The organism is Ruegeria sp. CDSB029, assembly GCF_059611125.1.
In genome coordinates this window covers 30,793-55,591 of the sequence record NZ_JBXWOX010000027.1, presented here as the reverse complement: position 1 = coordinate 55,591, position 24,799 = coordinate 30,793, and the positions used below count along the sequence as shown (strand labels likewise).

The following is a 24,799-nucleotide window of genomic DNA, read 5'->3' as shown; positions in this document are numbered from 1 at the left end:
GAAGCCGAAGCCGAAGCCGAAGCCGAAGCCGAAGCCGAAGCCGAAGCCGAAGCCGAAGCCGAAGCCGAAGCCGAAGCAGAAGCCGAAGCAGAAGCAGAAGCCGAAGCAGAAGCCGCTGTGGAATTGACCCAGGAAGAGAACTCTGCTCCGCCGGAAGAAGCGCATCGTGAAGAGCCGCAGCAGGAAGAAAAACGCAGTGGATTTGTCCCCGCTTTGCTCGGTGGTGTGATCGCGGCGGGAATTGGATTTGCAGCTGGCAGCGCGGGCTTGTTTGGATCTGGCGATACAGATGCGCTTACCACGCTTGAGGCGAAGCTCAACGATCAGTCCACACAGATCGAGGCACTAACCAAGTCCCTGTCCGACACATCTGGCGTCGACAGCAAGATTGCAGCGCTGACCGATCAGGTGACACCGATCACCTCCGATCTGGATACGCTCAAATCCAGTGTCGATGAGTTGGCGGGCAAGATTGATCCTTTGGCCAGCCGCCTAAGTAAAATTGAAAGCGACGCGCTGACCCAAGGCGCGTCCCCCGAAGCGTCGGCAGCCTTTGAGGCCGAACTGAAGAAATTACAGGACTCACTGGCGGCGCAGCGGGCCGAAGTGGAAAAAATGGTGTCGGACGCACAAACGCTTGAGGCGAAAGCCTCGGCAGAGGCTCTGGCAGCGACCAACGCGGCGATCCTGTCGCGCCTGCATGGTCAACTGGATGCTGGTCAGCCTTACGCAGACCTTGTCGCCGAACTGAAGGCAGGCGGCGTTGATGTGCCTGAGGCGCTATCGGGCCCTGCCGATAAGGGCGTTGCAAGCGTATCGACCTTGCGGGCATCGTTCTCACCTGCTGCGCGAACCGCGTTGGCGGAGGCACGGGATGCGGACAAAGCCACCGGTCTGGTGGCATTCCTGCAGCGACAGACCGGGGCGCGTTCGGTCACCCCACAAGATGGCGATGGCCCGGATGCGATCCTGTCTCGTGCCGAGTCGGCTCTGTCCAGTGGCGACGTCTCAACGGCCCTGACCGAACTTAAATCCCTGCCCGAAGCGGCGCAGGCAGCTATGGCTGATTGGGAGCAGGCAGCACAGGCGCGGGTTTCCGCGGTGGATGCTGCCAATGCGCTTCAGCCTAGCGTGAACTCGAACTGAAGGACCTGCCATGCTGTGGTCACTGTTTAAGATTCTAGTTTTTGTTGCGATTATCGGTCTTCTGGCCGTGGGTGCCGGGCTCCTCATGGAAACCAGCGGTGGTGTACAGATCACAGCTGGCGGGACGGAGTACACTCTGGGGCCGTTGCAATCGGTCATCGCGCTGGGCGTTCTGGTTTTTGCAGTTTGGCTTTTGTTCAAGCTGCTGACCCTGTTGATCGCCACGCTGAAGTTCCTCAACGGGGACGAAACCGCCCTGTCGCGCTATTTCGACCGCAGCCGCGAGCAGCGCGGTTATCAAGCGTTGTCTGATGGGCTGATGGCGCTGGCCTCGGGCGAAGGTCGTGTGGCTTTGAACAAGGCCACCAAGGCGGAGCGGCTTTTGAACAAACCCGAGCTGACCAACCTGCTGGTGGCCCAGGCTGCCGAGATGAACGGCGATACCCAAAAGGCGGCTGACACCTACAAGAAACTGGTGACGGATAATGCAACTCGCTTTGTCGGTGTGCGCGGGATCATGAAGCAGAAACTGGCCGAAGGGGATGACGAAACCGCCCGCAAACTGGCCGAAAAAGCGTTGGCGATGAAACCGCGTCATCTGGAAACACAGGACATTCTGCTGGGTCTGCAGACCAAGGCGCAAGATTGGGCAGGCGCGCGGTCGACACTGACAGCCAAGTTGAAATCCGGCCACCTGCCGCGTGACGTGTTCAAGCGCCGTGATGCTGTGCTGGCCCTGTCCGAGGCCAAGGGGATTCTGGACGAGAACGCCACGGTTGAACAGCAAGAGCGCGCGATTGAGGCGAACCGCCTGTCTCCTGATCTGGTGCCGGCGGCTGCAATGGCAGCGCGCGCCTATATCGAGAAAGGCAAACCGCGCAATGCGACCAAGATCCTGAAAAAAGCGTGGGAGGTGCAGCCGCACCCCGATCTGGCCCATGTCTTTGCCGAGATTGCGCCGGATGAAACGCCACATGAACGGATCAAACGCTTTACCGCGCTAACCCGCATTCACCCTGAGAATATGGAAACCCGTCTGATTTTGGCGGAGCTGAACATCGTGGCCGAAGACTTCCCCGAGGCGCGCCGCGCGCTGGGCGATGTGGTCGAAAAGCAGGCGGATGCGCGCGGTTACACGTTGATGGCCGCTATTGAACGGGGCGAGGGGTCCTCGGACGCAGTGGTACAGGGTTGGCTGGCCAAGGCGCTGACTGCTCCGCGCGGGCCACAATGGGTCTGCGACAATTGTCATGACATTCAGCCCGAGTGGGCTCCGGTCTGTCAGAACTGCAGCAGCTTTGACACGCTAAGCTGGCAAACACCGCAAACGCCGGAAATCGCAAGCGCGACGGGTGTCCATATGCTGCCTCTGATTGTTGGTGCGTTGGAAGACAGCAGCGAGCCGGAAGCTGAGGTCGAGGTTGAAGTGGAAGACGTCGAGGAACCGGTTGATCCCGAGATCATCGAATTGGATGTGGAACCAGTCCGCCCCGACGTCGAACCCGTGGTCGAGAAACAGGCCTGACGCGCTATTCCTCAGGCGAGTTCCTGACATAAGTCCAGCGGTACGTCGGAGGTGTGGGGCCTTTGTTGCGGCCACCTTGCTGCATTTGCTCCCACGCATGTGCCAGTATGCCGACTGACCGGGAGAGGCAAAACAAACCACGCGCAAGCGGTGGTTCGAACCCAAGCTCTGCGTAGATGACAGCCGTGGCCCCGTCGATGTTCATCGGGACGGGTTTGCCTTTGCGACGTGCAAGCTCTGCTTCGATATCCAACGCGATTTTCCGGAAACGTCCGTCACAGGCGCCGCGTTCTACGGCCTCAGCGACCAGAGCCATCAGTCGCGGTGCGCGTGGATCGGTCGGTGTGTGAAACCGGTGGCCGAAACCCGGCAGTATCTTTCCGTGGTCGTCGATCCAGTTGTCAATCGCTGCACCGATCCCGCCCGAGTGGGACCCGACAAAGTGATACAGCTCAACCGCCTGCTCACCGGCGCCGCCGTGGATGTCGCCCAGCATGTTCACCGCGCTGGCCATTGCGTTGTTCAAAGGCAAACCGCAGGTCACTGCCATCCGAGCCGTCGCAATAGAAGGTGCCTGTGGTCCATGATCCACGGCGGCAACCAGGGCCGCTTCGAACAGATCTGCCTGTGCGGGTAACGGGCGGTTGCCGCGAACCAGAAACCAGATCATTTCAGCGAAACTGAGGTTGCCGATCAGGTCCTCGATGGGTTCACCGCGCAGGGCGATGCGTCCGGGTTCCATGTCAATGATAGATGTGCTCCACCAGTCGGAAACATCGCTCATATCACACCGTCCTTAGCCAGTTCCTTGATCTCATTCGGTGACAAGCCAAGTTCGGACCAGATTGAATCGTTGTCCGCGCCCAATTCCGGCGGTGAGACTTTCGGCATATTTCGCTGCCCGTCCATCACCACGGGGCTGCCTGCCAGCTGCATGTCCTCTCCGTGCACGTGCAGAGATCCAATCAGCCCCCGGTTAGAGAGTTGTTCGTCCGCCAACGCCTCGGGGACTGTCAGCACTTGCCCCGTGGGAACGCCCAAGCCATTCAATTCGCTGACCCACTCGCTCGCGGGACGCAATTTCAGGGATTTCTCCAGCTCACCCCGCAAAGCGTGGCGGTTTCGTTTGCGATCTTCGCGTGTTGCATAGTCAGGGTCATCAAACAGGTCCTCGCGGCCAAGATGCCGGGCAAGCGCCTGCCATTGTTCATCGCGATTGGCGGCGATGTTGATCGGGCTGTCGGATGTGGCGAAGGTACCGGACGGTGCCGAGGTTGTGTTTTCATTGCCATGCGCGCCGGGCATCACACCGCCGACAAGGTAGTTGGACACAACCCATCCCATGGTCGAGATCACGGCCTCGGACATGGCAATATCCAGAAACGCGCCACGGGGATTTGCGTTCAATGCGGCACTCACCGCAAAGGCGGCCGTCAGCCCCCCGACCGTATCAGCCAGCGGATAGCCAACGCGGTAGGGCGCGGTGTCTGGTGCGCCGGTGATCGACATGACCCCGCTGATGCCCTGAACGATCTGGTCATAGGCCGGGTCGTCGCGGCGCGGACCGTCCTGCCCGAACCCACTTATTGCGCAATAGATCAAGGCAGGGTTTTCGGTACGAAGAACGTCATACCCCAGACCCAACCGATCCATCACGCCGGGCCGGAAGTTTTCAACCAGAACATCCGCCGTTTTAACAAGCTGCTTTAGCAGAGCCTTGCCCCGACTGGATTTCATATCCAGCGTGACCGATTTCTTCTGCGCGTTCTGCGCCAGAAAGCTGACCCCCATACCGGCTTTGTTCCGGTCAGGATCAGCCCCAAGCACACGCGCCAGATCACCGCTATTGGGGCGTTCGACCTTGATCACCTCGGCCCCCATCAGAGCCAGTTGGTAACAACAATACGGGCCAGCAAGCACGTTTGTCAGATCAAGGATCCGAACACCCCTAAGCGGTTCAGTCCCCATCAGCCACACCAGCGGCCCGTGCCCGTGCACGACGTGCGCGGTAGCTGGGCAGCAGAACCAGCAGGACGGCAATGGCAAGCAGTCCCAGGGTCATCGGACGTTCCCAGATAAACGCGATGCCATCATAGAGCTGCATCGAACGCGAAAAGTTATCCTCCATCATGCCGCCAAGGATGAACCCGATTAGCAAGGGGGCCAGCGGATAGTCTGCGAATTTCAACGCCGTTGCGCATACGCCGAAACCCACCAAGATCAGCAATTCGGTGGCATTGTTCTGCCCAATATAGGCCCCCATCAGCGTGAAGAACAAAATGAACGGGATCAAATAGTTGCGCGGAACTGCCAGCACTTTGGCAATGTAGGGGATCAGCGGCAGGTTCAGGATCAGTAGGACGAGGTTGCCAATGAACATCGACATGATCACCGCCCAAAAGATCTGAGGTTCATCCAGCATAAGACGCGGACCCGGGGTGACGTTCAGGGCAATCAAGGCACCCAGAAGGATCGCCGTTGTCCCGGATCCGGGAATGCCCAGTGTCAGCAGCGGCACAAAAGATCCGGTACAAGCCGCGTTATTCGCCGATTCGGGTGCGGCCAGACCTTTGATCGAGCCTTTGCCGAATTCCTCCTGCTCATCCTTGGGGGCAATGTTCCGTTCCACCGCATAGCCGAGGAAACTGGCAATTGTCGCGCCCGCACCGGGCAAGACGCCAATAAAGAAGCCCTGCACCGATTGACGGCCAATGACCGGGGTGATGGCCTTCGCCTCGGCCTTGGTAATGCGCAGATCCTTGATCTTGCCGTCGTCCCCTTTCAGGTCCTTGGGTTTAAGCACCAGGAACAACGCCTCGGGCAAGGCGAACATCGCCATAGCCAGGGTGATGAAGCCAAATCCGGATTGCAGGTCCATGATGCCCATTGTGAAACGCGGAAGATTGAACAGCGCCCCCTCTCCGACGGTGGCCATGATCAACCCCATGGTCGTCATGATGATGGCCTTGGCCACTTGCCCCGAACCGGCAAAGGCTGCGATGGCCGAAAGACCCACCACCATCAGCGCGAAATATTCGGCGGAATGGAACAGCAGAGCGACCGAAGACAGCGCCGGAGCAAAGACCATCAGCAGGATAGCCCCTATTGTGCCGCCTGCGAAACTGGCGATTGCTGCGATGGTCAGGGCCTTGCCCGCCTTGCCCTGCCGGGCCATTGGATAGCCATCAAAGCTTGAGGCCACGGTCCCCGCGACCCCCGGCGCATTCAGCAGAATGGACGAGGTCGAACCACCAAAGATCGCGCCATAATAAACCCCCGCCAAAAGGATCAGTGCGGCGGATGGATCGCCCATCGAGATCGCAACCGGGATCATGATTGCGATGATCGACATTGGGCCCAGACCCGGAAGCATGCCGATAAACGTGCCGATCAGGCATCCGGCTACGACCATCAGCAGGTTTTGAATTGAGAATGCCGTTTGCAGGCCGATCAGAAGTCCTTCTAGCATGTCAGCCTCCGAACACGCCCGGCAGGGGGCGCATATAAATTCCAAGAACTTCCTGAACCAGATACCAGACGGATCCGGTTGCCACGAACGCGACAGGCAGCATGATGTGCCACTTGCGTTCGCCCAGAATGAAGGACCCGAGGATCAGGAAACTGGATGTCGCGATCAGAAAACCGACCGGGCGCAGGCACAGGGCATAGACAACCATCAGCACCAGAAGAGAAATTGCCTGACCCAGGTGATACTCCCCAAGTCTGCGGTAATCGATATCGGCCTCTTTGACTTCGCTCTTTTCCAAGCCAAGCAGGATGATTGAACACGCGACCACGCCCAGAATAGACAGCACCTTTGGAAACGTGCTGGGCCAAATCGGATTTCTCTGCATGAAAGGAGGAAGACTTCCGTCCATCGTGAACCAGGCGGTGTACCCATATGTTAGGCAAACACCTAGCAAAATAAGCGCGATCCAGCGATCCAGCGCCATAACGTCCCCTCCCGTGTATCTTGGTTCTTTGGGACGGCAGAGCGACCGAACGCTCTGCCGTAGATTGCTTTAGAGGAAGCCCAGCTTCTTCATCAGGTCGCTGATCTGCTGTTCCTGACCTTCCAGAAACGCTTCGAAATCGGCACCCGAGTTGTGGATGTTGACCCAGCCGTTACGGGCACGAACCTCTTCCCATTCGGGCGTATCGTACATCTTGGCAATGGCTTGCTGATAGGCGGCCAGCTTGTCCTCGGGCAGGCCGGGGGCAGCAAAGAACCCACGCCAGTTCACGAAAGTGGTGTCGATGCCCTGTTCTTTCATGGTCTGTGCGTCAGGTGCTGCATCAACGCGTTCCTCTGCGGTCACACCGATGATTTTAACCTCACCCGCGTTGGCCAGATCGACGGCTTCCGAGAAACCGGTCGACAGTGCGGCGATCTCACCCGACAGCAAGGCAGCCATAGCTTTTCCGCCCGCGTCATAAGGGATGTATTTAACGCCCAACGCGTCCTTGCCAGCGGCTTCCATAACCATTGCAGCGACCAGATGGTCCATGCCGCCCGGAACCGAGCCGCCACCGATTGCGGTCGCACCCGGATCAGCGTCATAGGCGGCCAGCAGGTCCGCCATCGAGTTGATAGGACTGTCTTTGCCCACAACAATCGCCGCGTAGTCGCCGATTGTGCCCGAGACCAGTGTCAGATCGCGGAAGTTATGTGGGAACACGCCAGTCAACGAACGGATCACGATGGGGGTCGAGTTGACCATCAGTGTGCCGTGGTTGCTGTCGGCGTTTTCGATCAGGAAGCCGATGGCCTTGCCACCGCCGCCGCCCGACATGTTCTCATAAGATGCTGTGCCGACCAGACCAGCATTGGTCAAGGCCTCGCCAGTTCCACGGGCGGTACCGTCCCAGCCACCGCCGGCGCCGCCGGGGATCAGAAAGTGGATGCTGTCGACGACTTCTTCGGATGCGGCAGGTCCAACCAGACCAATTGCTGCAACAGCTGCGATCAGGGCCCGACGGCCCAGGTTAAATGTTGTCATTATGTCCTCCCATTTGACAACTGGCCGCTCAGCGGCACAGATTATCCTGCACCTAAACACGTCAACCTGACATCAACCTGTCATGTAAAAAGAAACTGTCCGCAGCCCATGAAATTTCTGCTTGTCGAAGACAATCTCGACCTCGCGAATGCGATCAGGTCCCGTATGCAGCTGGATGGCCATGTCGTTGATCACGCAGCGAATTTAGAGGACGCCCGGGCCTTTGTTTCGACTGAGGAATACGATCTAATCCTTCTGGACATTATGCTGCCCGATGGGGACGGGCGCGAGTTCCTCAGACAGCATCGCGCCAGCCGTTTGGATACTCCGGTGATCGTTCTGACCGCGCGCAGTCAGGTTTCGGATCGAATCGGTTCGCTTGATCTGGGGGCGGATGACTACGTCACCAAGCCTTTCGATCATGCGGAACTTGAGGCCCGCTGCCGCGCCGTTCTGCGTCGGAAGTCCGGAAGCGCGAAATCGACGATTGAAATCGGCGGTATCGTTTTTGACCCGGTTGCTGGTCATTTGATCGTCGACGGTGCAACACTGTCGCTTCGCAATCGCGAGCTGAGAATGATCGAACTGTTCATCAACGCGCCGGGTCAGGTGTTTTCCAAGCAAAAACTCGCAGACAGGCTCTTTTCGTATGATGACAACGTGTCGGACAATGCGATTGAGGTTTATGTTGGACGCCTGCGCAAGCATCTTGAAAAATCCGGCATGAAAATCACTACGTTGCGCGGGCTGGGATACAGGTTGGATCATGACGACTAGTCCAACCGTTTCGGGATCATTAAGAAACCGACTGGTGTTGACGCTGATCGGCGGAGCAGCGGTCCTGGCGATCCTCCTGTTCCTGACGGTGCGCAGCTATGCTGCAAAGGTCGCCCAGCAGGGTCAGGACGACATTCTGGGGGCGTCCGTCTCTTCGATCCTTGATGCTGCCGCACTCAGGGATGGTCAGCTTGAGGTGGACATCCCCTATGCCGCGTTTTCTATGCTCAGCACGCCGTCGGATGACCGGGTGTTCTATGCCATTTATCAGGATGGAGAATTCCTGTCCGGCTACGATGATCTGAGCCTAACAGATGGCCCGATTGAAGGTAGATGGGCCTTTCAAACCGGCGAGGTGCGGGGCGAACGCGTCCGCCAGGTCAGCGCCAGCCGAACGCTTGTCGGCTTGGGCCGCCAGACTGAGATTGAGGTCGCGTTGGGGCAAACACAAGACGCGTTGTCGGATACGCTGGACCAGATTTCACGCAACGCGGCATATTTGGGGATCGGGTTCTTTCTGCTGACCGCCGCGCTGTCATTCTGGGTGACATCATCAACGATCGGCCAGTTGAACAAACTGACGACCTCGGTCACACGCAGAGGTCCGCAGGATCTAAGCCCGTTCAAGAAACCCGTGCCAAAAGAGATGGCGCCACTGGTGACGTCGCTGAATTCGCTCATGGGTCGTCTGGACCAATCGCTTAGCCAATCCGAGGACTTTATCGCCGAAGCCGCGCACCGGGTTCGAACACCGCTTGCCACCGTCAGGTCTTATGCCGAGGCAACCCTTCACCGCGTGGAACGGGAAGACAACCGCGAGGCCTTGAAGGCCATGGTACGTGCCATCGACGAAAGCTCGCGCGCGGCAGGGCAGTTGCTGGATCACGCGATGATCACCTTCCGAGCGGATCATCTGGAACGGGAAGAGATTGATTTGGTCGTTCTGATCCGCGATCTGGTGCAGCGCCTGATCCCGATTGCCGAAATGAAAGAGTTGACACTTTCCTTGTCGGGTGAGCCGTCGGTTCCGTACTCGGGCGACTCGATCCTGATCCAGAATGCTGTGCGAAATATGGTCGATAACGCGATGAAATACGCACCATCTGACAGTGCTGTTGAGATCACAATCATTGCACATCCCGAACCCCAGATTCAGGTGCGCGACTCGGGTCCTGGCTTTCCGCCTGATGAAATCGACACGTTGACGCGCCGGTTTGAACGCGGACAGAACGCGGTTGGGACCATCGGGTCCGGGCTGGGGTTGACGATCGCGCAGGATGTGGCAACGGCGCATGGAGGTTCGTTGATCCTCAAAAACCGATCAAAGGGGGGCGCATGCGTTATCTTATCGCTCTAGTTTTGATGGCTGTTCCTTGCCTCGGATGGGCCGACGATTGGGAAGACCGTCTGGTCTTTAATGAAAGCGCTGAAGGACCACGCCTTCGTGTGATTTCCAGCACCGATACTGTTTTGTTCGCTCCGGTGATCGAGGGTTTTGTCGCTGAAAACCCTATGGTTAGTGTCGAATACCTCGTTTCCGGAACCGCTGACATAAACAGGCGGGTCCGCGCAACGCCCGATGCCTTCGACGTGATCATTTCCAGTGCCATGGACCTGCAATTGAAGTTGGCAAATGACGGCTTTGCCCTGCCTATTGACGATGTACAGGTGCCACACTGGGCACAATGGCACCACAGCCTTTTCGCATTCACCTCGGAACCCGCGACAATCGTGATCAACCGAACCGCGTTTGAAGGACAGCCTATCCCCCAGACCCGGCAAGGTTTGATCGAGGCCTTGCGCAAACGACCCGAAGAATTTCGCGGCAAGGTCGGCACCTATGACGTGCGCCAGTCTGGTTTGGGATATCTGTTTGCAACCCAGGATGCGCGCGCGTCTGAGACGTATTGGCGCTTGATGGAGGTTATGGGCGGCCTGGATGTGCGGCTTTATTGCTGTTCGGGCGAAATGATCAATGACCTAGCGGATGGCTCGATCCTGGTTGCTTACAATGTTCTGGGCAGTTACGCCGCCGTCCGCACCGAGGGCAAAGACGCACTTGAGGTCGTGTTACCGTCTGATTTTCAAACAATTATGATGCGCACGGCAATGGTTTCGAATGCCACCCCAGAACCCAAAGCTGCGGAGATGCTGTTACGTTACCTCGTAACTGAGCGACCAGCCGTGGTCGAAGGGGCCAGCCCGCTTCCTCTTTTGCAGCCGAGTGATGGTTCAGACGGGCGCGAGACAATCGGTCTTGATCCCGCGTTACTGACCTTTCTTGACGGATTGAAACGAACAAAGTTCCTTTCTGCGTGGGAAGATGCCGTTATTCAGGAGTAACACCGCAACCTAAGCCCGGCGGGTCGGTAAAAAACCGAAAGCGGCACCGATCCTGTTGGAATTCCTTTCCAACATGTAATTGTCCCAACTAAATCCGTTTGCTAACGTCACCCACGCGTCGGGGAGGGCGTGTAAATCCAAATGTTGGACTACTCTCATAACACGTGGCTTGTGGCGGCGTCTTTGGCCGTTGCGATGATGGCCGGGTTCACCGGGCTTTATCTGACGCATGGGGCCTCAAAACTGGACGACCAAAAACGCAAGCTGGTCGTGGCGTTGGCCGCGATCATTCTGGGCGGTGGAATATGGTCGATGCATTTTGTGGCCATGCTGGGGCTGCAGTTGCCGATCCTGTTTTATTATGACGCCCTGATCACCCTGATTTCCGCACTGGTTGCGATCCTGATGGTTGGTTTGGCACTGCTGATACTGCATTTCCGTCCCCGTACGATGGGAACGATTGTCGGTGCGGGAGTGATCGTGGGGCTTGGAATTGTCGTTATGCACTATGTCGGCATGGCCGGGATGGAGCTGTGCCGCCCAGTCTACAACGCTTGGGATGTCGTGATTTCGACCCTAGCCTCGGTCGTTCTGTCGGTGCTGGCAATCTGGGCGGCCTATGACAACCGAACGCAACGCAATATTCTGCTGGGAACGGTGTGTTTCGGGTTGGCGGTCTTCACCATGCATTTCGTCGCCACCGGCCTGACTGACTTTGTCGCAAGCGATACCACCGGTCGCGCCGGACCTGCGCTAAACAATCAAGTGCTGGCGATGGGGGTCACGGTTTCAGTGTTCCTGATCTGTGGTGCATTCCTGCTAACGGGCATCACCTTCATCGAACCTGCGGCAGCAGAGATATCGCCCAGCGCGCCGGAACCTGCCCCGGAACCAGAGCCCACATTGCGGGCCGGGGTTCCATTTGAGCGGGAAGGACAAACCTTTTTCGCCCAGCCTTCCAATATCGCAGCCATCCGGGCCGAAGGGCATTACACCGTTCTTTATATAAACACCGAGAAACTGTTTTGTCCGTGGTCCATTACCGAAGCTGAATCGCGCTTGGCGCCTGACGGGTTTTTGCGGGCTCATCGCAGTTATCTGGTGAACCCCAAACAGGTCTCGCGGTTCGAGAGGCACAAGGATAACGGCACCTGCTATTTTGATAGTGTCGATGCGCTAGCCAAGGTGCCGGTCAGCCGATCCCGCCTGACGGACATTCGCGAGGCGCTGGGCCTTTGATCGCAGCTCGTGCAGCGCATTCGCATTTCGTGAAATAAGCCGCGCTCTCCGTTTCCACTGGCTGGAACGGATGGCTTCAGCGTTCTTTCCTTACCGCAGGTCCCCCAAGGCATACCGCTTGGACCCAGGGAGGAAAAACATGATACCAGCCGGTTTTGAGTATCACCGGCCAGGCGATATCGCCTCGGCCATTGGCATTTTGCAGGAACACGGAGATGAGGCGCGCGTGATCGCGGGCGGGCACAGCCTGATCCCGATGATGAAACTGCGCATGGCCGAAATGGGCCACCTAGTCGATCTGCAAGCTATCGAGGAGCTGAAGGGCATCGAGGTTGGTGCCAACACGGTTTCGCTTGGCGCAATGGTGACCCAGCATGAGCTGATCACTCATGACGGCTTGGCTACAGCCATTCCGTTGATCCGAGAGGCCGCGCTGCAGATCGCGGATCCTCAAGTGCGATATGTGGGAACTGTTGGTGGGAACGTCGCCAATGGTGATCCGGGCAATGATATGCCGGGGTTGATGCAATGCCTGAACGCGACGTTCGAACTGTCTGGCCCCGATGGTCGCCGCAGTGTCGCTGCGCGTGAGTTTTATGAGGCCGCTTACTTCACTGCGCGTGACGATGAGGAAATCCTGACCCGGATTTCGATCCCGGTGCCGGGCGCGGGTGTGGGTCAGGCCTATGAAAAGCAGAAACGCAAGATCGGTGATTATGCGACAGCGGCAGCTGCGGTGATGGTTGGCAATGGTCAGGCCTCGGTAGCGATGACCAATCTGGCGGACACACCCGTCTGGTCTGAAAGCGCAAGCAATGCGCTGGCGGATGGGGATGTCAGCGGTTGTGTCGCCGCGATGCTCGATGCGATCGACCCGGTGGCCGACAATCGCGGCCCGGTCGAATTCAAGAAACACGTGGCCGCTGTGATGCTGCGCCGCGCCATCGAACGCGCGCAAAGCCGCGCGGATTGAGGGGAGGAACAACGATGTCAAAAATGCACGTAAAACTCACCGTGAACGGCAAGCAGGTCGAAGGTCTGGCCGAGCCGCGCACGCTGTTGATCCATTTCCTGCGGGAAGATTTGAAAATCACAGGCCCGCATATCGGATGCGAAACCAGCCATTGCGGGGCCTGTACCGTGGATATCGACGGCAAGTCCGTCAAGTCCTGTACGACCTTTGTGGCACAGGTGAACGGGGCCGATATCACTACTGTCGAAGGGCTGACCAATGACGACGGCAGCCTCGGGGTTCTGCAAGAGATGTTCCGCGAACATCACGGGCTGCAATGCGGCTTTTGCACGCCGGGCATGATCACCCGCGCGCATCGTCTTCTGCAAGAAAACCCGAACCCGTCCGAGGAAGACATCCGCTTTGGCATGTCCGGCAACCTGTGCCGCTGCACCGGATATCAGAACATCGTCAAGGCGATCGCGGCATCTGCCGACATGCTAAACGCTCAGAAGGAGGCTGCGGAATGAACGACCAGACTCTGACCCCCGAAGAACGCGTCGCCAACCTCAAAGGGATGGGCAGTTCGCGCAAGCGCGTCGAAGATGTGCGCTTTACCCAAGGCAAGGGCAACTACGTCGATGACATCAAGATGGACGGGATGCTGTTCGGTGCCTTTGTCCGTTCGCCTTATGCCCACGCCCGCGTTGTCAGTGTGAACAAAGACGCCGCACTGGCCGTGCCTGGCGTTGTTGCTGTGTTGACGGCCGAGGACCTGGCTCCGCTGGGTTTGCACTGGATGCCGACGCTGGCAGGTGACAAGCAGATGGTGTTGGCCGATGGCAAAGTTCTGTTCCAGGGTCAGGAAGTCGCCTATGTCGTCGCCGAAAATCGGTACATCGCAGCAGATGCGGCAGAGCTGGTCGAGGTTGACTACGAAGAACTGCCTGTTCTGACCGATCCTTTCGAGGCGCTGAATTCGGACGTTGTCCTGCGTGAAGACCTTGCGGGTCAGACCGAGGGTGCCCATGGCCCGCGCAAGCATCACAACCACATCTTCACGTGGGAACAGGGCGACAAGGACGCCACCGAAGCAGTTCTGGGTGAGGCCGATGTCGTGGCCGAAGAGATGGTTTACTACCATCGGACCCACCCATGCCCGCTGGAGACCTGCGGCTGCGTCGCTTCAATGGATAAAGTCACCGGCAAGCTGACGCTCTATGGCACCTTCCAAGCCCCCCATGCGATCCGGACTGTTGTGTCGCTGATCTCGGGTCTGGCCGAGCACAATATCCGAGTCATCAGCCCTGATATCGGTGGTGGCTTTGGTAACAAGGTTGGTGCCTATGCCGGCTATGTCTGCTCGGTCGTCGCCTCGATTGTCACCGGCCAACCAGTGAAATGGGTTGAGAACCGGATGGAAAACCTGATGTCCACCGCCTTTGCCCGCGATTACTGGATGCAGGGCAAGATCGCTGCGACCAAGGATGGCAAAATCACTGGCCTTTGGTGTCATACCACGGCGGATCATGGTGGATTTGACGCCTGTGCCGACCCGACCAAATTCCCGGCTGGTTTCATGAACATCTGCACTGGGTCATATGACATCCCAACTGCCTATCTGGCTGTGGATGGGGTTTACACCAACAAGGCACCGGGCGGTGTTGCCTATCGTTGTTCCTTCCGCGTGACCGAGGCGGCCTATTTCATCGAACGGATGATCGAGGTTCTGGCCATCAAGCTGAACATGGACGCGGCCGAGCTGCGCCGGATCAACTTTATCCGCAAAGATCAGTTCCCGTATCAATCGGCGCTGGGTTGGGAATATGACTCGGGCGACTATCACACCGCTTGGGACAAGGCACTGAAGGCCGTCGATTATGACGGCTTGCGCGCAGAACAGGCTCAACGGATTGAGGACTTCAAAGCCGGAAAGACCCGCAAACTGCTGGGCATCGGCCTGACGCATTTCACCGAAATCGTCGGGGCCGGACCGGTTAAGAACTGCGATATCCTTGGGTTGGGTATGTTCGACTCATGCGAAATCCGGATTCACCCAACCGGTTCCGCCATTGCAAGGTTGGGGACCATCAGCCAGGGTCAGGGTCACGCCACGACTTTTGCCCAGATCATCGCTAGTGAGATCGGCTTGCCTGCCGACGACATCACGCTGGAGGAAGGTGACACGGACACCGCGCCTTACGGCCTTGGGACGTACGGCTCTCGTTCCACGCCTGTGGCGGGTGCTGCAACAGCGATGGCAGCGCGTAAAATCCGCGCCAAGGCGCAGATGATCGCGGCTTACCTGCTTGAGGTCCATGACGACGATGTCGAGTGGGACGTAGACCGGTTCTCGGTCAAAGGTGCGCCAGAGCGATTCAAGACGATGAAGGAAATCGCTTTCGCCGCTTACAATCAGGCGATCCCAGGGCTGGAACCCGGTTTGGAGGCCGTCAGCTACTATGACCCGCCAAACATGACCTACCCGTTCGGCGCCTATGTCTGCGTTATGGAGATCGACGTGGATACCGGCGAATGGGACGTTCGGCAGTTCTACGCACTGGACGACTGTGGAACCCGGATCAACCCGATGATCATCGAAGGGCAGGTCCATGGTGGCGTGACCGAGGCGCTGGCCATCGCGATGGGTCAGGAGATTGCCTATGATGAGATGGGCAACGTGAAGACCGGAACCCTGATGGACTTCTTCCTGCCCACGGCATGGGAGACGCCCAACTACACCACTGATCACACGGTGACGCCGTCCCCGCATCATCCGATCGGTGCCAAGGGCGTGGGTGAGAGCCCGAACGTCGGCGGTGTACCTGCGTTCTCGAACGCGGTGCATGATGCGTTCCGGCCCTTTGGGTTGGTGCAAAGCCATATGCCGCATGATCATTGGCGGATCTGGAAGATCGCCAATGGGTTGGGGATGCACGGGTAAACGGTTTCGAACCGGCTGTTGCCGGTCCGACCGAACGGAGGGGGTTTTACCCCCTCCGAACCTCCCCCGGGATATTTTTGGCCAGATGAAGATTGGATCCTGGTTTTGACTTTGAGTGATGTTCAGAATGGATTGGCCGCGCAGGGCTATGTTTCCGATGACCGGTTGGCGATGGCGCTGCATTTGGCACAGCAACTTGGGCGGCCATTGTTGTTGGAAGGTCCTGCTGGCGTTGGAAAGACCGAAGTGGCCAAGGCCCTCGCTGCGTGGCAGGACGCCCGGCTGATCCGGCTGCAATGTTATGAGGGGCTCGATGCCAGTCATGCCATTTATGAATGGAACTATCAGCGTCAGCTTCTGGCGATCCGAGCGAGCGAGGCGCAGGGTGGAACGAGCGAAGCACAGCTTTTCTCAGATGAATATCTGCTGAAACGTCCCTTGTTAGAGGCCATCTCGCAAGATGCCCCTCCGGTTTTGCTAATTGATGAAATTGACCGGGCCGACGAAGAGTTCGAGGCGTATTTGTTGGAAATCCTCTCGGACTTCCAAATCACAATTCCCGAACTGGGCACGATCCCGGCGCGTACAAAGCCGACCGTTATTCTGACGGCGAATGGCACGCGGGACTTGTCCGATGCACTGCGCCGCCGGTGCCTGTACAGTTTCCTTGACTACCCGTCGCGTGAAACCGAAATAGCAATCTTGACAGCCCGCATGCCCCAGGTTGAAGGGCAGTTGGCACGCCAGATTGTTGGCGTCGTGCAGGCTTTGCGCAAAGAAGACTTGGAGAAGACTCCCGGCATTGCCGAGATGCTGGACTGGGCGGCAGCCCTTTCAGGATTGGGTGTTAACGACATGGCGCAGTCCCGCGAAGAGGTTCAGGCGACTCTTGTCTGTCTTCTGAAAACAGCAGCCGATTATGACGCGGCCCCGCCTGAAGTGATGGATCGCCTGATTGGAAAGGTGGCGTGATGCAGGTCACCCGGTTCCCTTCTCGTGCCTCTGGTCTGGCGGACCGCATGTCTGGTTTCATTGCACATTTGCGCATGAACGGGATGCGCGTCGGACCGGCAGAGACCGGGGATGCCTTGGCGGTGCTGGCGGAAGTAGAGGCGACGGATCTGCCGCAGGCCAGACAGGCCCTGTGTGTATTGCTGGCCGGTGACGCGGAAGACTGGCGACGGTTTGACGATCTTTTCGATGCATATTGGCTAAATGCCGGGAAACAACGGACCGGAATGGCGCACACCGCGCATGTTCGGGTGCAATCCGCCCAGCCGATGATCTGGCAGCAAGAAAGCCAAGACATTCCGGAAACCAGTTCCGATTCGGATCAGGACGTAACCCCTGATCCGGGCGACGGGGAGGCCGTGGGGAGAGACGGTAAGCTGATTGCGACCCGTACGGCCAACCTTTCGCGTCGGGATTTGCGTGAGCTGATGGATGAAGACGTGCTGAAGCAGGCCGAACAGGCCGCAACTGCTCTGGCGCGTGCCATCCGCGATCGCCGCTCGCGCAGGCGGAAAAAAGCGTTGCGGGGGCCTGCTCTGGACATGCGTCGCATACAGCGCGCCAGCCTTGCAAGAGGCGGCGAGCCGATGGACCTGTATCGTCGCGCCCGCCCACCGCGTCCGATGCGGATCGTTGCACTGTGCGATGTAAGCGGCTCGATGACGGTATATTCGCGGGTTTTTCTGGCCTTCCTCAAGGGTCTGATCGGCAGTGGAACAGAGGCGGACGCATATCTGTTCCATACGCGCTTGATGCGCGTCACGGATGCGTTGCGCGACCACGATTCGCTGCGCGCAGCAGGGCGGTTGTCGCTGATGGCCGAAGGGTTTGGCGGAGGCACGGATATCTCAGGCAGTCTTGAGCATTTTCTAAATGGTTATGGCGCGCGCGCACTGAACGGTCGGACCATCGTACTGATCCTGTCTGACGGGTATTGCAGCTCGGACCCGCAAGCGTTGGGCGATGTATTGGCCCGGATTCGACGCAAGGCGCGACGGATCGTCTGGCTGAACCCGCTGAAGGGTTGGCGCGACTACCAGCCCATTGCCGCCGCAATGCAGGCAGCTGAGCCGTATCTGGACGCGCACCTGCCCGCAAATACGCTTGAGGCGCTGGCGGCGCTGGAACCGCAATTCCGTAAGCTGTGAAAGGAGCCCACATGGCAAGCTTCGACATATTCGACACGATTGAGCAGCTGCGCAAAACTGATGAAGCCTTTTGCGTGGCCACGGTGTTGCGGACTGCGGATGCAACTTCGGCGAAAGCCGGGGGCAAGGCTGCGATTACAAAAGATGGACGGATCCTGGGCCATTTGGGCGGGGGCTGCGTTCAACGTGCGGTTCGATCCTCGGCCCAGCAGGCGTTGGCCAGTGGTTCGCCGCAAATGATCCGGGTCAAACCTTCGGAAAAGGTGGTGAACATGGCCGATCCTGATGGCATTCAGACGTTCAAAAGCGGTTGCCCGTCCGGCGGCACTGTCGATCTGCTTGTCGAGCCGTATCAGCACGCACCGCGATTGGTGATTTTTGGCGAGTCGGTGATTGCAGTGGCTCTGGCGGTCCATGGGGCACTGGCTGGGTTTCGCGTGTGTCTCAGTGACGCGTCAGAGACAGAAGGTGACTTTCAACGGTTCACTCTGGATTCCGTCCAAAACCTGGGGGTCGAGCCGCGGGATTTCGTTGTCGTGGCTTCGCAAGGACAGGGGGATGCCGCGGCCCTAGCCGCCGCTCTGCAAACGGACGCCAAGCGGGTTTCGATGGTGGCCAGCCATCGCAAGGCCGAAACGCTGGTGGCCAAGCTGATATCGCAAGGTTTGGACCCGATACGAGCTGCGCGGCTGAAGTCACCGGCAGGTTTGAACATCCACGCGATCGACCCGCATGAGATCGCCGTGTCGATCCTGGCTGAAATTGTACTTTGGCGAAACAGTGACAAATCCAAAACGGAGTCCCATGATGAGAAACGTGCTTAAGCGCCTGAGGTCCCTGTGGCCCGCGCGTCCCGAACAAACTCCGGAAGAGGCGACAGAGACCGCACTTCTGGTTTATCCAAGATGCTGTTGAACAAAGGAAAATTGAATGGAACTGAGTGACGAAGTCCGCATCTCTGCACCGCGGGATGTGGTTTACAAGGCTCTGAATAACCCCGAAATCCTGCAGGAATGCATCCCGGGATGCGAAGAGCTGATCCAGAATTCACCCGAAGATCTGGAAGCCAAGGTGGTTCTGAAGATCGGCCCTGTCAAAGCCCGGTTTGCGGGCGCTGTGACGCTGGACAACAGCAATGCACCTGACGGGTTTTCACTGACGGGTGAGGGTAAAGGCGGCGCCGCCGGATTTGCCAAGGGCGGTGCCGACGTGACGCTGACCGAAGACGGGGACGAAACTGTTTTGGCTTATACTGCCAAAGTCGATGTTGGTGGAAAAATCGCCCAATTGGGCAGCCGCCTGATCGCTGGCACGGCAAAAAAGCTGTCGGGCAAGTTCTTTACCCGTTTTGGCGAGGTTGTTTCTGAACAATCCGTTACTTGAAGCCAAGTCCTACGCTGACGCTCTTTTTGGAATAAACAGACAAGATATGCGAAGCTGCCGCGACAGGGATAAACCCCTGTCGCGCTTTTCTTTCGGGCGTAAACTAAGGCTGGCTTACAAGGTTAAACTGATTTCAATAAAGTAATTTGTTTCGCAATTCTCAATTGGCTCTGTTGTCTTAGTTCCGGTACTTATTTGCGTCAGTTTTTGGTCGCGTGCTAGAATAGAAAATCGTCCGATCGGCCTTCAAGGTAGCCATGGTTTATGAAATGCTCGGTCGCTGCTTGATGGTCATTTCCGAATGCAGCCTGTAGGTCCGCATAGTTTGCCAGGTAAGTTTCAGCGTCAAAGGTGTCTTTGCTTCGCCCCTCCTGAACACCATGTGCAATAAAATGTGTCGATCCCGCATCTGAATCAGCCCCAAAGGCATTGATCAAATCGACGTGCGAAGCAATATACTCCAAACCATCGAATGCGGTTTCGCGACCCTCTGCGCGACCGTGGAAAATAAAGTGATTTGCACCTGCTTCGGCATTTGCTCCGAATGCTTGGATGAGATCAGAATACGACGCAATGTATTCCAACCCGTCAAAAGTGACTTTGCGTTGTTCAAAATACCCATGATCCGCGTAGTGCCGCAAACCCGCGTCGGCGTTAGTTCCGAATGCCGCTATTAAGTCGGAGTAAGACGCGATATATTCTAGTGCTTCAGTGCCATCGGCGAGATTGCGTGGGAGGCCATGTGGTGCGGCAGATGGTTGGTTTGAAGGAGAGGGTGTCTCGCCGCTGCCTCCGGACGCTGGGGCACCGACACCGGTGTCCAAATCGACTGATCCTCCGGTTCGGGCAAAATTCTGGGTTACAAATGCCCAAGTGCGCCCTTGATACTCTCCAATCTCGATACCGATTCCAACGTAGTCAAAATCGGGGTTCAGCAGGTTGGCCCTGTGTCCATCGCTGTTCATCAGTTGATTGTGAAGCCCGATAACCTCGTCATCGAAACCGTCAGGAGCTCGGACGGACCTTCCTGCTATGTTTTCTGCCCAGCTGTAACTTCCGCTAAAATTGAACCCGGCGTCATCCATGCGTGCTCCCGGATTCGAGTTGTTCACACCGGTATGAGAAAAAATGTCCGTCGCAATCATCCACCTACTGTGATCTTCGGACGCTTCGTTGAGATTAAGTTCCAGAACAAGCGGCGGCGCGCCAACTTTAGCTCTCTCCGCGTTAATCAGATCCAACATATCTCGTTCTAGAGAGTCTGCCTGTGACATCGACTTACCTAAAGTGTTTCGCGTTTTTTGTATTGTCGGTTGGGATAGCGGCAGAACTGTGGCACTAATAATCTGGATATAGATGTAGGAGAAAAACAGCGGGTCTCTGCTACATTTCGTTTGCAGTTAGGCGGAAAACCGCAAGAAAACCTATGTACCAGTGTGGCAATGATATACCGCGACTTGCCGCAGTTTCGCAGAGGATTCTCAAAGGTTCAAGGAATGCGCTAACAACGACCAAGCGCAAGTAAACTCGAGTAAATAAAACAGCATGCCGTGGCCTGCTTTTCTACTGAATGTAGGGGATTTGGTGCCCAGGAGAGGACTCGAACCTCCACGTCCATACGGACACTAGCACCTGAAGCTAGCGCGTCTACCAATTCCGCCACCTGGGCAGGTGTCGTGGAGGGGCGTTTAAGCCCACTGGCAGGGAGGGTCAACCAGATTCGGGAAGATTTTTGAAAGTTTTTTTCGCACATCTAAATTCAGTTTGAATTGGTTGGTCTTTTCACTGACGCGCGGCGTTATTGCGCCTTGTTTGACAAGCCTCAGAGCGCTAGATCGATAGAGGACCCACAAGCAGGAGCCCTCTCATGTCTAAAATGGTCACGATTTATGGCGGATCGGGATTTGTAGGCCGGTATATTACGCGGCGCATGGCGAATGAAGGGTGGCGTGTCCGTGTGGCGGTTCGGCGTCCGAATGAGGCGATGTTCGTCAGGCCCTACGGTGTGGTCGGCCAGGTCGAACCCATTTTGTGCAACATCCGTGATGATGCCTCGGTCGCTGCTGCAATGCACGGGGCAGACGCGGTGGTGAATTGCGTCGGCGTTCTGAACGAGCTGGGCAAGAACGCCTTTGACGCCGTGCAGGCCGATGGGGCCGAGCGGATCGCGCGTTTGGCGGCCGATCAGGGCATTTCCCAAATGGTTCATATCTCGGCCATCGGAGCGGACGCTGAGTCCGACAGCGAATATTCGCGAACCAAGGCGCATGGTGAGGCCGGTGTGCTGACCCATATGCCAGATGCAATTATTCTGCGGCCGTCTGTGATTTTCGGAACCGAAGATCAGTTCTTTAATCGTTTTGCCGGGATGACCCGGATGGGACCTTTCCTGCCGCTAGTCGGAGCCGAAACCAAATTCCAGCCGGTCTATGTGGATGATGTGGCCAAGGCCGCTGTTCAGGGCGTCCTGGGCCAAGCTGAAGCCGGTGCGTATGAGCTGGGCGGACCCGAGGTGAAAACCTTCCGCGCGTTGATGCAGCAGATGCTTGATGTGATCTACCGACGCCGAGTGATCATCGGAATGCCCTTCTTTGTGGCCCGGATCATGGCGGGCGTGTTGGACATCTTAAAGTTCGTCAGCTTCCAACTGTTCCCGAACCACATCCTGACGCGCGATCAGCTGAAGAACCTCCGCCGCGACAATGTCGTGTCCGACGAGGCCAAAGGGTTCGCGGATCTTGGGATCGAGCCAGCGACGCTGGAATCCGTGCTGCCGGATTACCTGTGGAAGTTCCGCCCTTCGGGTCAGTACGACGACATCCAGAACTCGGCCAACAATTTGCGGACCTGATCAGCTGTAGGCGATCAAAAGCAGGATTGCGCCCAGCATCACGCGGTAGATGACATAAGGTGTAAAGCTGACACTGCGCAGCAGGCGCATCATCAGGGTCAGAGCCAGCAGAGCTGAGATAAACGCAAAGAAGGCCGCGATTGCCCCGTCTCGGGCCAATTGGGCGTCAGCTTCGCGGATCACATCGACTGACAGCAGAACACCTGAGGCCAGAATGGTCGGGATCGACATCAACATCGCGATCCGCGCGCCATCCTCTCGCGTATAGCCCAATTGGCGCGCGCCGGTGATGGTAATGCCGGACCGGGATGTTCCGGGTATCAGGGCGAGAACCTGCCACAGCCCCATGATCAACGCATCGCGCAGACCCCATTCGCTTGCTTCTTTGGTCTGCGGCCCTTTTTGATCGGCCCAATACAGAACGAGGCCAAAAACCAGCATGGTCCAGCCAATGACCGCCATTGACCGAAACGCCTCGATCAGGCCGGTTTTGAACAGGATAGCCCCGACAATCACGGTGGGAATCGTGGCGATAATCAGACCCATTGCCAGCTGCGCCTGTGGTGTGTCGGCCCGTCCGGTCAACGCCTGCGGCAGCCCGGAGACCGCCTGTTTCACATCGGACCAGAAATACAGAATCACAGCGCCCAAAGTGCCCACATGCACGGCCACGTCGATGGCCAGGCCTTGATCGTCCAGTCCGGTCAGGCTGGGTAGCAGTATCAAATGACCAGATGAAGAGATCGGCAAAAACTCAGTGATACCCTGAATAATCGCCGCGAGAATCAATTGAAAAAGACCCATCTGCCCCGCCGTGTTGTGGTCACGTCTTTGTTTGCCCAATGGGTATAAGTGCTCTGTGGAAAAGGAAAGCGTGCATATAGGTCCGAATCGGAACTAAAAATCGCATTTAATTTCAAACCTCCACTAAATTTCCCCTCGATTTTCGAATTTAGGTCAGTACAGTTGACTTTTCATCCAATCTTTCATCTCTTAAAGAGACGTGACCAAGCCAATTCATGGAGTTTGACCCGTGGCCAAGCAACCGATGCTGAAATTTGTGCAGATCGACCGCGTCATGCCCGAAAAGCGTGCCGCCGATGACCGCAGAGAAGATTTTGATGAAATCTACGCCGAATTCGCAGCAGAGAAGGCCAAGGAGCAAGCCAGCCGATGCAGTCAATGTGGTGTTCCATACTGCCAGTCGCATTGCCCACTGCACAACAACATCCCTGACTGGCTGCATTTGACCGCGACGGGTCGTCTGGAAGAAGCCTACCAAACCAGTCAGGCCACCAACACATTCCCCGAGATCTGTGGCCGAATCTGCCCGCAGGACCGCCTGTGCGAAGGCAACTGCGTGATCGAGCAATCGGGCCACGGCACGGTCACCATTGGCACGATTGAGAAATACATCACCGACACCGCCTGGGACAAAGGCTGGGTGAAACCCACCGCTCCGGGTTCCGAGCGCAGCGAAAGCGTCGGCATCATCGGTGGCGGCCCCGGCGGTCTGGCTGCGGCTGACATGCTGCGTCGGGCGGGCATTCAGGTCACCGTCTATGATCGTTATGATCGCGCAGGCGGTCTGCTGATGTACGGCATTCCGGGGTTCAAGCTGGAAAAAGACATTGTTCAGCGTCGAAATGACCTGCTGGCAGATGGTGGAGTCGAGTTCGTGCTGAATTGCGATGTAGACGCCGCCAAGTTCGAGGAAATACGCTCCAAGCATGATGCAGTAATCATTGCGACAGGCGTGTACAAATCGCGCGATCTGTCTATGCCCGGCAGCGGTCTGGCTGGAATCGAAAAAGCCATCGATTTCCTGACCGCCTCGAACCGCAAAAGTTTTGGCGATGACGTCGAAGATTTCGACAATGGCCGCTTGAATGCCGAAGGCAAGAAGGTGGTCGTTATTGGTGGCGGTGATACCGCGATGGATTGTGTGCGGACCTCGATCCGGCAAGGTGCCACGTCGGTCAAATGCCTCTATCGTCGTGACCGGGCGAACATGCCGGGTTCGCAGCGCGAAACCCAAAACGCCGAAGAAGAAGGCGTGGTGTTCGAATGGCTGAGCGCGCCCAAGGGCTTTACCGGCGACGACACCGTCGCAGGCGTGATGGTGCAGAAGATGCGTCTGGGTCAGCCCGACGCGACCGGCCGTCAGGCACCTGAAGTGATCGAAGGCGCGGATTATGTCGAAGACGCCGATTTGGTGATTAAGGCGCTGGGCTTTGAGCCTGAAGACCTGCCCACCCTGTTCGGCCAGCCCGACCTGCCCGTCACCCGTTGGGGCACCGTCAAGGCAGCGTTCGAGACCGGCGCAACCGAGATGGACGGCGTCTATGCTATTGGTGACATCGTGCGCGGTGCGTCTCTGGTGGTCTGGGCCATTCGTGACGGTCGTGACTGCGCCGATGCGATTATTGATCGCTTCAACGCCAAGGCTGCCATCGCAGCCGAATAACCCTAGCCCAGCG

The 24,799-nt window shown here is 57.5% G+C and carries 22 protein-coding genes and 1 tRNA gene; 15 read left to right on the top strand and 8 right to left on the bottom strand.

The features are described 5' to 3' along the window. Both AC2FI8_RS22130 and AC2FI8_RS22125 read left to right on the top strand, forming a co-directional pair. Positions 1-1,146: COG4223 family protein (locus AC2FI8_RS22130; RefSeq protein WP_496780971.1), on the top strand; the 1,146-nt coding region annotated here is incomplete at its 5' end. A gap of 10 nt (positions 1,147-1,156) precedes the next feature. Next, entirely contained in the window at positions 1,157-2,671 is a 1,515-nt protein-coding gene (locus AC2FI8_RS22125) for a heme biosynthesis protein HemY (protein WP_496727306.1), read from the top strand. A gap of 4 nt (positions 2,672-2,675) precedes the next feature. Here AC2FI8_RS22125 and AC2FI8_RS22120 read toward each other — a convergent pair whose 3' ends face one another. The 5 genes from AC2FI8_RS22120 to AC2FI8_RS22100 form a co-directional block, all read right to left on the bottom strand. Further along, positions 2,676-3,455, bottom strand: coding sequence for a citryl-CoA lyase (locus AC2FI8_RS22120; RefSeq protein ID WP_496727307.1), 780 nt, complete (start codon positions 3,453-3,455; stop codon positions 2,676-2,678). After that, on the bottom strand, positions 3,452-4,639 hold the full coding sequence (locus AC2FI8_RS22115) for a CaiB/BaiF CoA transferase family protein (protein WP_496780970.1): 1,188 nt from the start codon (positions 4,637-4,639) through the stop codon (positions 3,452-3,454). Before AC2FI8_RS22115 ends, AC2FI8_RS22120 begins: the two co-directional genes overlap by 4 nt. Then, the gene (locus tag AC2FI8_RS22110; RefSeq protein ID WP_058275183.1) at positions 4,629-6,140 is read right to left on the bottom strand and encodes a tripartite tricarboxylate transporter permease; all 1,512 of its coding nucleotides are present in this window, start codon (positions 6,138-6,140) and stop codon (positions 4,629-4,631) included. Before AC2FI8_RS22110 ends, AC2FI8_RS22115 begins: the two co-directional genes overlap by 11 nt. Before the next feature lies 1 nt (position 6,141). Continuing rightward, a complete protein-coding gene (locus AC2FI8_RS22105) occupies positions 6,142-6,624 on the bottom strand; it encodes a tripartite tricarboxylate transporter TctB family protein (protein WP_496727345.1) in 483 nt (160 codons plus the stop codon). Between the two features lie 69 nt (positions 6,625-6,693). Beyond that, complete coding sequence (locus AC2FI8_RS22100; RefSeq protein WP_058275185.1) at positions 6,694-7,671, bottom strand: tripartite tricarboxylate transporter substrate binding protein; 978 nt, start codon at positions 7,669-7,671, stop codon at positions 6,694-6,696. Between the two features lie 108 nt (positions 7,672-7,779). Between AC2FI8_RS22100 and AC2FI8_RS22095 the strand changes: the two genes are divergently transcribed. The 11 genes from AC2FI8_RS22095 (at position 7,780) to AC2FI8_RS22045 (ending at position 19,468) form a co-directional block, all read left to right on the top strand. Then, the gene (locus AC2FI8_RS22095; protein WP_496741847.1) at positions 7,780-8,448 is read left to right on the top strand and encodes a response regulator transcription factor; all 669 of its coding nucleotides are present in this window, start codon (positions 7,780-7,782) and stop codon (positions 8,446-8,448) included. Next, positions 8,438-9,805 carry a sensor histidine kinase gene (locus AC2FI8_RS22090; RefSeq protein WP_496780969.1) on the top strand — a complete coding sequence of 456 codons (1,368 nt, stop codon included), beginning with the start codon at positions 8,438-8,440 and terminating at the stop codon, positions 9,803-9,805. Before AC2FI8_RS22095 ends, AC2FI8_RS22090 begins: the two co-directional genes overlap by 11 nt. Beyond that, complete coding sequence (locus tag AC2FI8_RS22085; RefSeq protein WP_496780968.1) at positions 9,784-10,791, top strand: ABC transporter substrate-binding protein; 1,008 nt, start codon at positions 9,784-9,786, stop codon at positions 10,789-10,791. The genes AC2FI8_RS22090 and AC2FI8_RS22085 overlap by 22 nt, the downstream gene beginning before the upstream one ends. 141 nt (positions 10,792-10,932) lie before the next feature. Continuing rightward, positions 10,933-12,030: an MHYT domain-containing protein gene (locus tag AC2FI8_RS22080; protein ID WP_496780967.1), complete on the top strand. Its 1,098-nt coding sequence runs from the start codon at positions 10,933-10,935 to the stop codon at positions 12,028-12,030. Between the two features lie 139 nt (positions 12,031-12,169). Next, positions 12,170-13,003, top strand: coding sequence for an FAD binding domain-containing protein (locus AC2FI8_RS22075; protein ID WP_496737342.1), 834 nt, complete (start codon positions 12,170-12,172; stop codon positions 13,001-13,003). Between the two features lie 14 nt (positions 13,004-13,017). Beyond that, positions 13,018-13,512 (top strand): (2Fe-2S)-binding protein, encoded by a 495-nt coding sequence (locus AC2FI8_RS22070; RefSeq protein WP_496737340.1) that lies wholly within the window; start codon positions 13,018-13,020, stop codon positions 13,510-13,512. Then, positions 13,509-15,926, top strand: coding sequence for an aerobic carbon-monoxide dehydrogenase large subunit (locus AC2FI8_RS22065; protein ID WP_496770718.1), 2,418 nt, complete (start codon positions 13,509-13,511; stop codon positions 15,924-15,926). Before AC2FI8_RS22070 ends, AC2FI8_RS22065 begins: the two co-directional genes overlap by 4 nt. Positions 15,927-16,031: 105 nt before the next feature. Then, the gene (locus AC2FI8_RS22060) at positions 16,032-16,898 is read left to right on the top strand and encodes an AAA family ATPase (protein WP_496780966.1); all 867 of its coding nucleotides are present in this window, start codon (positions 16,032-16,034) and stop codon (positions 16,896-16,898) included. A 47-nt stretch (positions 16,899-16,945) separates the two neighbouring features. Further along, the gene (locus AC2FI8_RS22055) at positions 16,946-18,085 is read left to right on the top strand and encodes a vWA domain-containing protein (RefSeq protein WP_496780965.1); all 1,140 of its coding nucleotides are present in this window, start codon (positions 16,946-16,948) and stop codon (positions 18,083-18,085) included. 11 nt (positions 18,086-18,096) lie between these two features. Next, a complete protein-coding gene (locus AC2FI8_RS22050) occupies positions 18,097-18,909 on the top strand; it encodes an XdhC family protein (RefSeq protein ID WP_496780964.1) in 813 nt (270 codons plus the stop codon). A 106-nt stretch (positions 18,910-19,015) separates the two neighbouring features. Continuing rightward, on the top strand, positions 19,016-19,468 hold the full coding sequence (locus AC2FI8_RS22045; RefSeq protein ID WP_496770726.1) for an SRPBCC family protein: 453 nt from the start codon (positions 19,016-19,018) through the stop codon (positions 19,466-19,468). Positions 19,469-19,686: 218 nt separating this feature from the next. Here the strand turns inward: AC2FI8_RS22045 and AC2FI8_RS22040 are convergent, their stop codons facing one another. Together AC2FI8_RS22040 and AC2FI8_RS22035 are read right to left on the bottom strand one after the other, a co-directional pair. Further along, a complete protein-coding gene (locus AC2FI8_RS22040; RefSeq protein WP_496780963.1) occupies positions 19,687-20,712 on the bottom strand; it encodes a CAP domain-containing protein in 1,026 nt (341 codons plus the stop codon). Between the two features lie 338 nt (positions 20,713-21,050). After that, positions 21,051-21,137: transfer RNA gene (locus tag AC2FI8_RS22035), tRNA-Leu, on the bottom strand. Between the two features lie 198 nt (positions 21,138-21,335). Here AC2FI8_RS22035 and AC2FI8_RS22030 point away from each other — a divergent pair. Continuing rightward, entirely contained in the window at positions 21,336-22,319 is a 984-nt protein-coding gene (locus AC2FI8_RS22030; protein ID WP_496780962.1) for a complex I NDUFA9 subunit family protein, read from the top strand. On the opposite strand, the gene AC2FI8_RS22025 is transcribed toward AC2FI8_RS22030, so the two are convergent. Next, complete coding sequence (locus AC2FI8_RS22025) at positions 22,320-23,123, bottom strand: undecaprenyl-diphosphate phosphatase (protein ID WP_496780961.1); 804 nt, start codon at positions 23,121-23,123, stop codon at positions 22,320-22,322. It lies immediately after the preceding gene. Positions 23,124-23,352: 229 nt separating this feature from the next. On the opposite strand from AC2FI8_RS22025, the gene AC2FI8_RS22020 reads away from it, so the two are divergent. Beyond that, positions 23,353-24,786, top strand: coding sequence for an NAD(P)-dependent oxidoreductase (locus AC2FI8_RS22020; protein WP_496780960.1), 1,434 nt, complete (start codon positions 23,353-23,355; stop codon positions 24,784-24,786). Positions 24,787-24,799 lie beyond the last annotated feature (13 nt).

Excerpts from the sequence above, each read along its gene's own strand:
- AC2FI8_RS22125 (WP_496727306.1), top strand. The coding sequence starts at position 1,157 with ATGCTGTGGTCACTGTTTAAGATTCTAGTTTTTGTTGCGATTATCGGT.
- AC2FI8_RS22120 (WP_496727307.1), bottom strand. The coding sequence starts at position 3,455 with ATGAGCGATGTTTCCGACTGGTGGAGCACATCTATCATTGACATGGAA.
- AC2FI8_RS22115 (WP_496780970.1), bottom strand. The coding sequence starts at position 4,639 with ATGGGGACTGAACCGCTTAGGGGTGTTCGGATCCTTGATCTGACAAAC.
- AC2FI8_RS22110 (WP_058275183.1), bottom strand. The coding sequence starts at position 6,140 with ATGCTAGAAGGACTTCTGATCGGCCTGCAAACGGCATTCTCAATTCAA.
- AC2FI8_RS22105 (WP_496727345.1), bottom strand. The coding sequence starts at position 6,624 with ATGGCGCTGGATCGCTGGATCGCGCTTATTTTGCTAGGTGTTTGCCTA.
- AC2FI8_RS22100 (WP_058275185.1), bottom strand. The coding sequence starts at position 7,671 with ATGACAACATTTAACCTGGGCCGTCGGGCCCTGATCGCAGCTGTTGCA.
- AC2FI8_RS22095 (WP_496741847.1), top strand. The coding sequence starts at position 7,780 with ATGAAATTTCTGCTTGTCGAAGACAATCTCGACCTCGCGAATGCGATC.
- AC2FI8_RS22090 (WP_496780969.1), top strand. The coding sequence starts at position 8,438 with ATGACGACTAGTCCAACCGTTTCGGGATCATTAAGAAACCGACTGGTG.
- AC2FI8_RS22085 (WP_496780968.1), top strand. The coding sequence starts at position 9,784 with ATGCGTTATCTTATCGCTCTAGTTTTGATGGCTGTTCCTTGCCTCGGA.
- AC2FI8_RS22080 (WP_496780967.1), top strand. The coding sequence starts at position 10,933 with ATGTTGGACTACTCTCATAACACGTGGCTTGTGGCGGCGTCTTTGGCC.
- AC2FI8_RS22075 (WP_496737342.1), top strand. The coding sequence starts at position 12,170 with ATGATACCAGCCGGTTTTGAGTATCACCGGCCAGGCGATATCGCCTCG.
- AC2FI8_RS22070 (WP_496737340.1), top strand. The coding sequence starts at position 13,018 with ATGTCAAAAATGCACGTAAAACTCACCGTGAACGGCAAGCAGGTCGAA.
- AC2FI8_RS22065 (WP_496770718.1), top strand. The coding sequence starts at position 13,509 with ATGAACGACCAGACTCTGACCCCCGAAGAACGCGTCGCCAACCTCAAA.
- AC2FI8_RS22055 (WP_496780965.1), top strand. The coding sequence starts at position 16,946 with ATGTCTGGTTTCATTGCACATTTGCGCATGAACGGGATGCGCGTCGGA.
- AC2FI8_RS22050 (WP_496780964.1), top strand. The coding sequence starts at position 18,097 with ATGGCAAGCTTCGACATATTCGACACGATTGAGCAGCTGCGCAAAACT.
- AC2FI8_RS22045 (WP_496770726.1), top strand. The coding sequence starts at position 19,016 with ATGGAACTGAGTGACGAAGTCCGCATCTCTGCACCGCGGGATGTGGTT.
- AC2FI8_RS22040 (WP_496780963.1), bottom strand. The coding sequence starts at position 20,712 with ATGTTGGATCTGATTAACGCGGAGAGAGCTAAAGTTGGCGCGCCGCCG.
- AC2FI8_RS22030 (WP_496780962.1), top strand. The coding sequence starts at position 21,336 with ATGTCTAAAATGGTCACGATTTATGGCGGATCGGGATTTGTAGGCCGG.
- AC2FI8_RS22025 (WP_496780961.1), bottom strand. The coding sequence starts at position 23,123 with ATGGGTCTTTTTCAATTGATTCTCGCGGCGATTATTCAGGGTATCACT.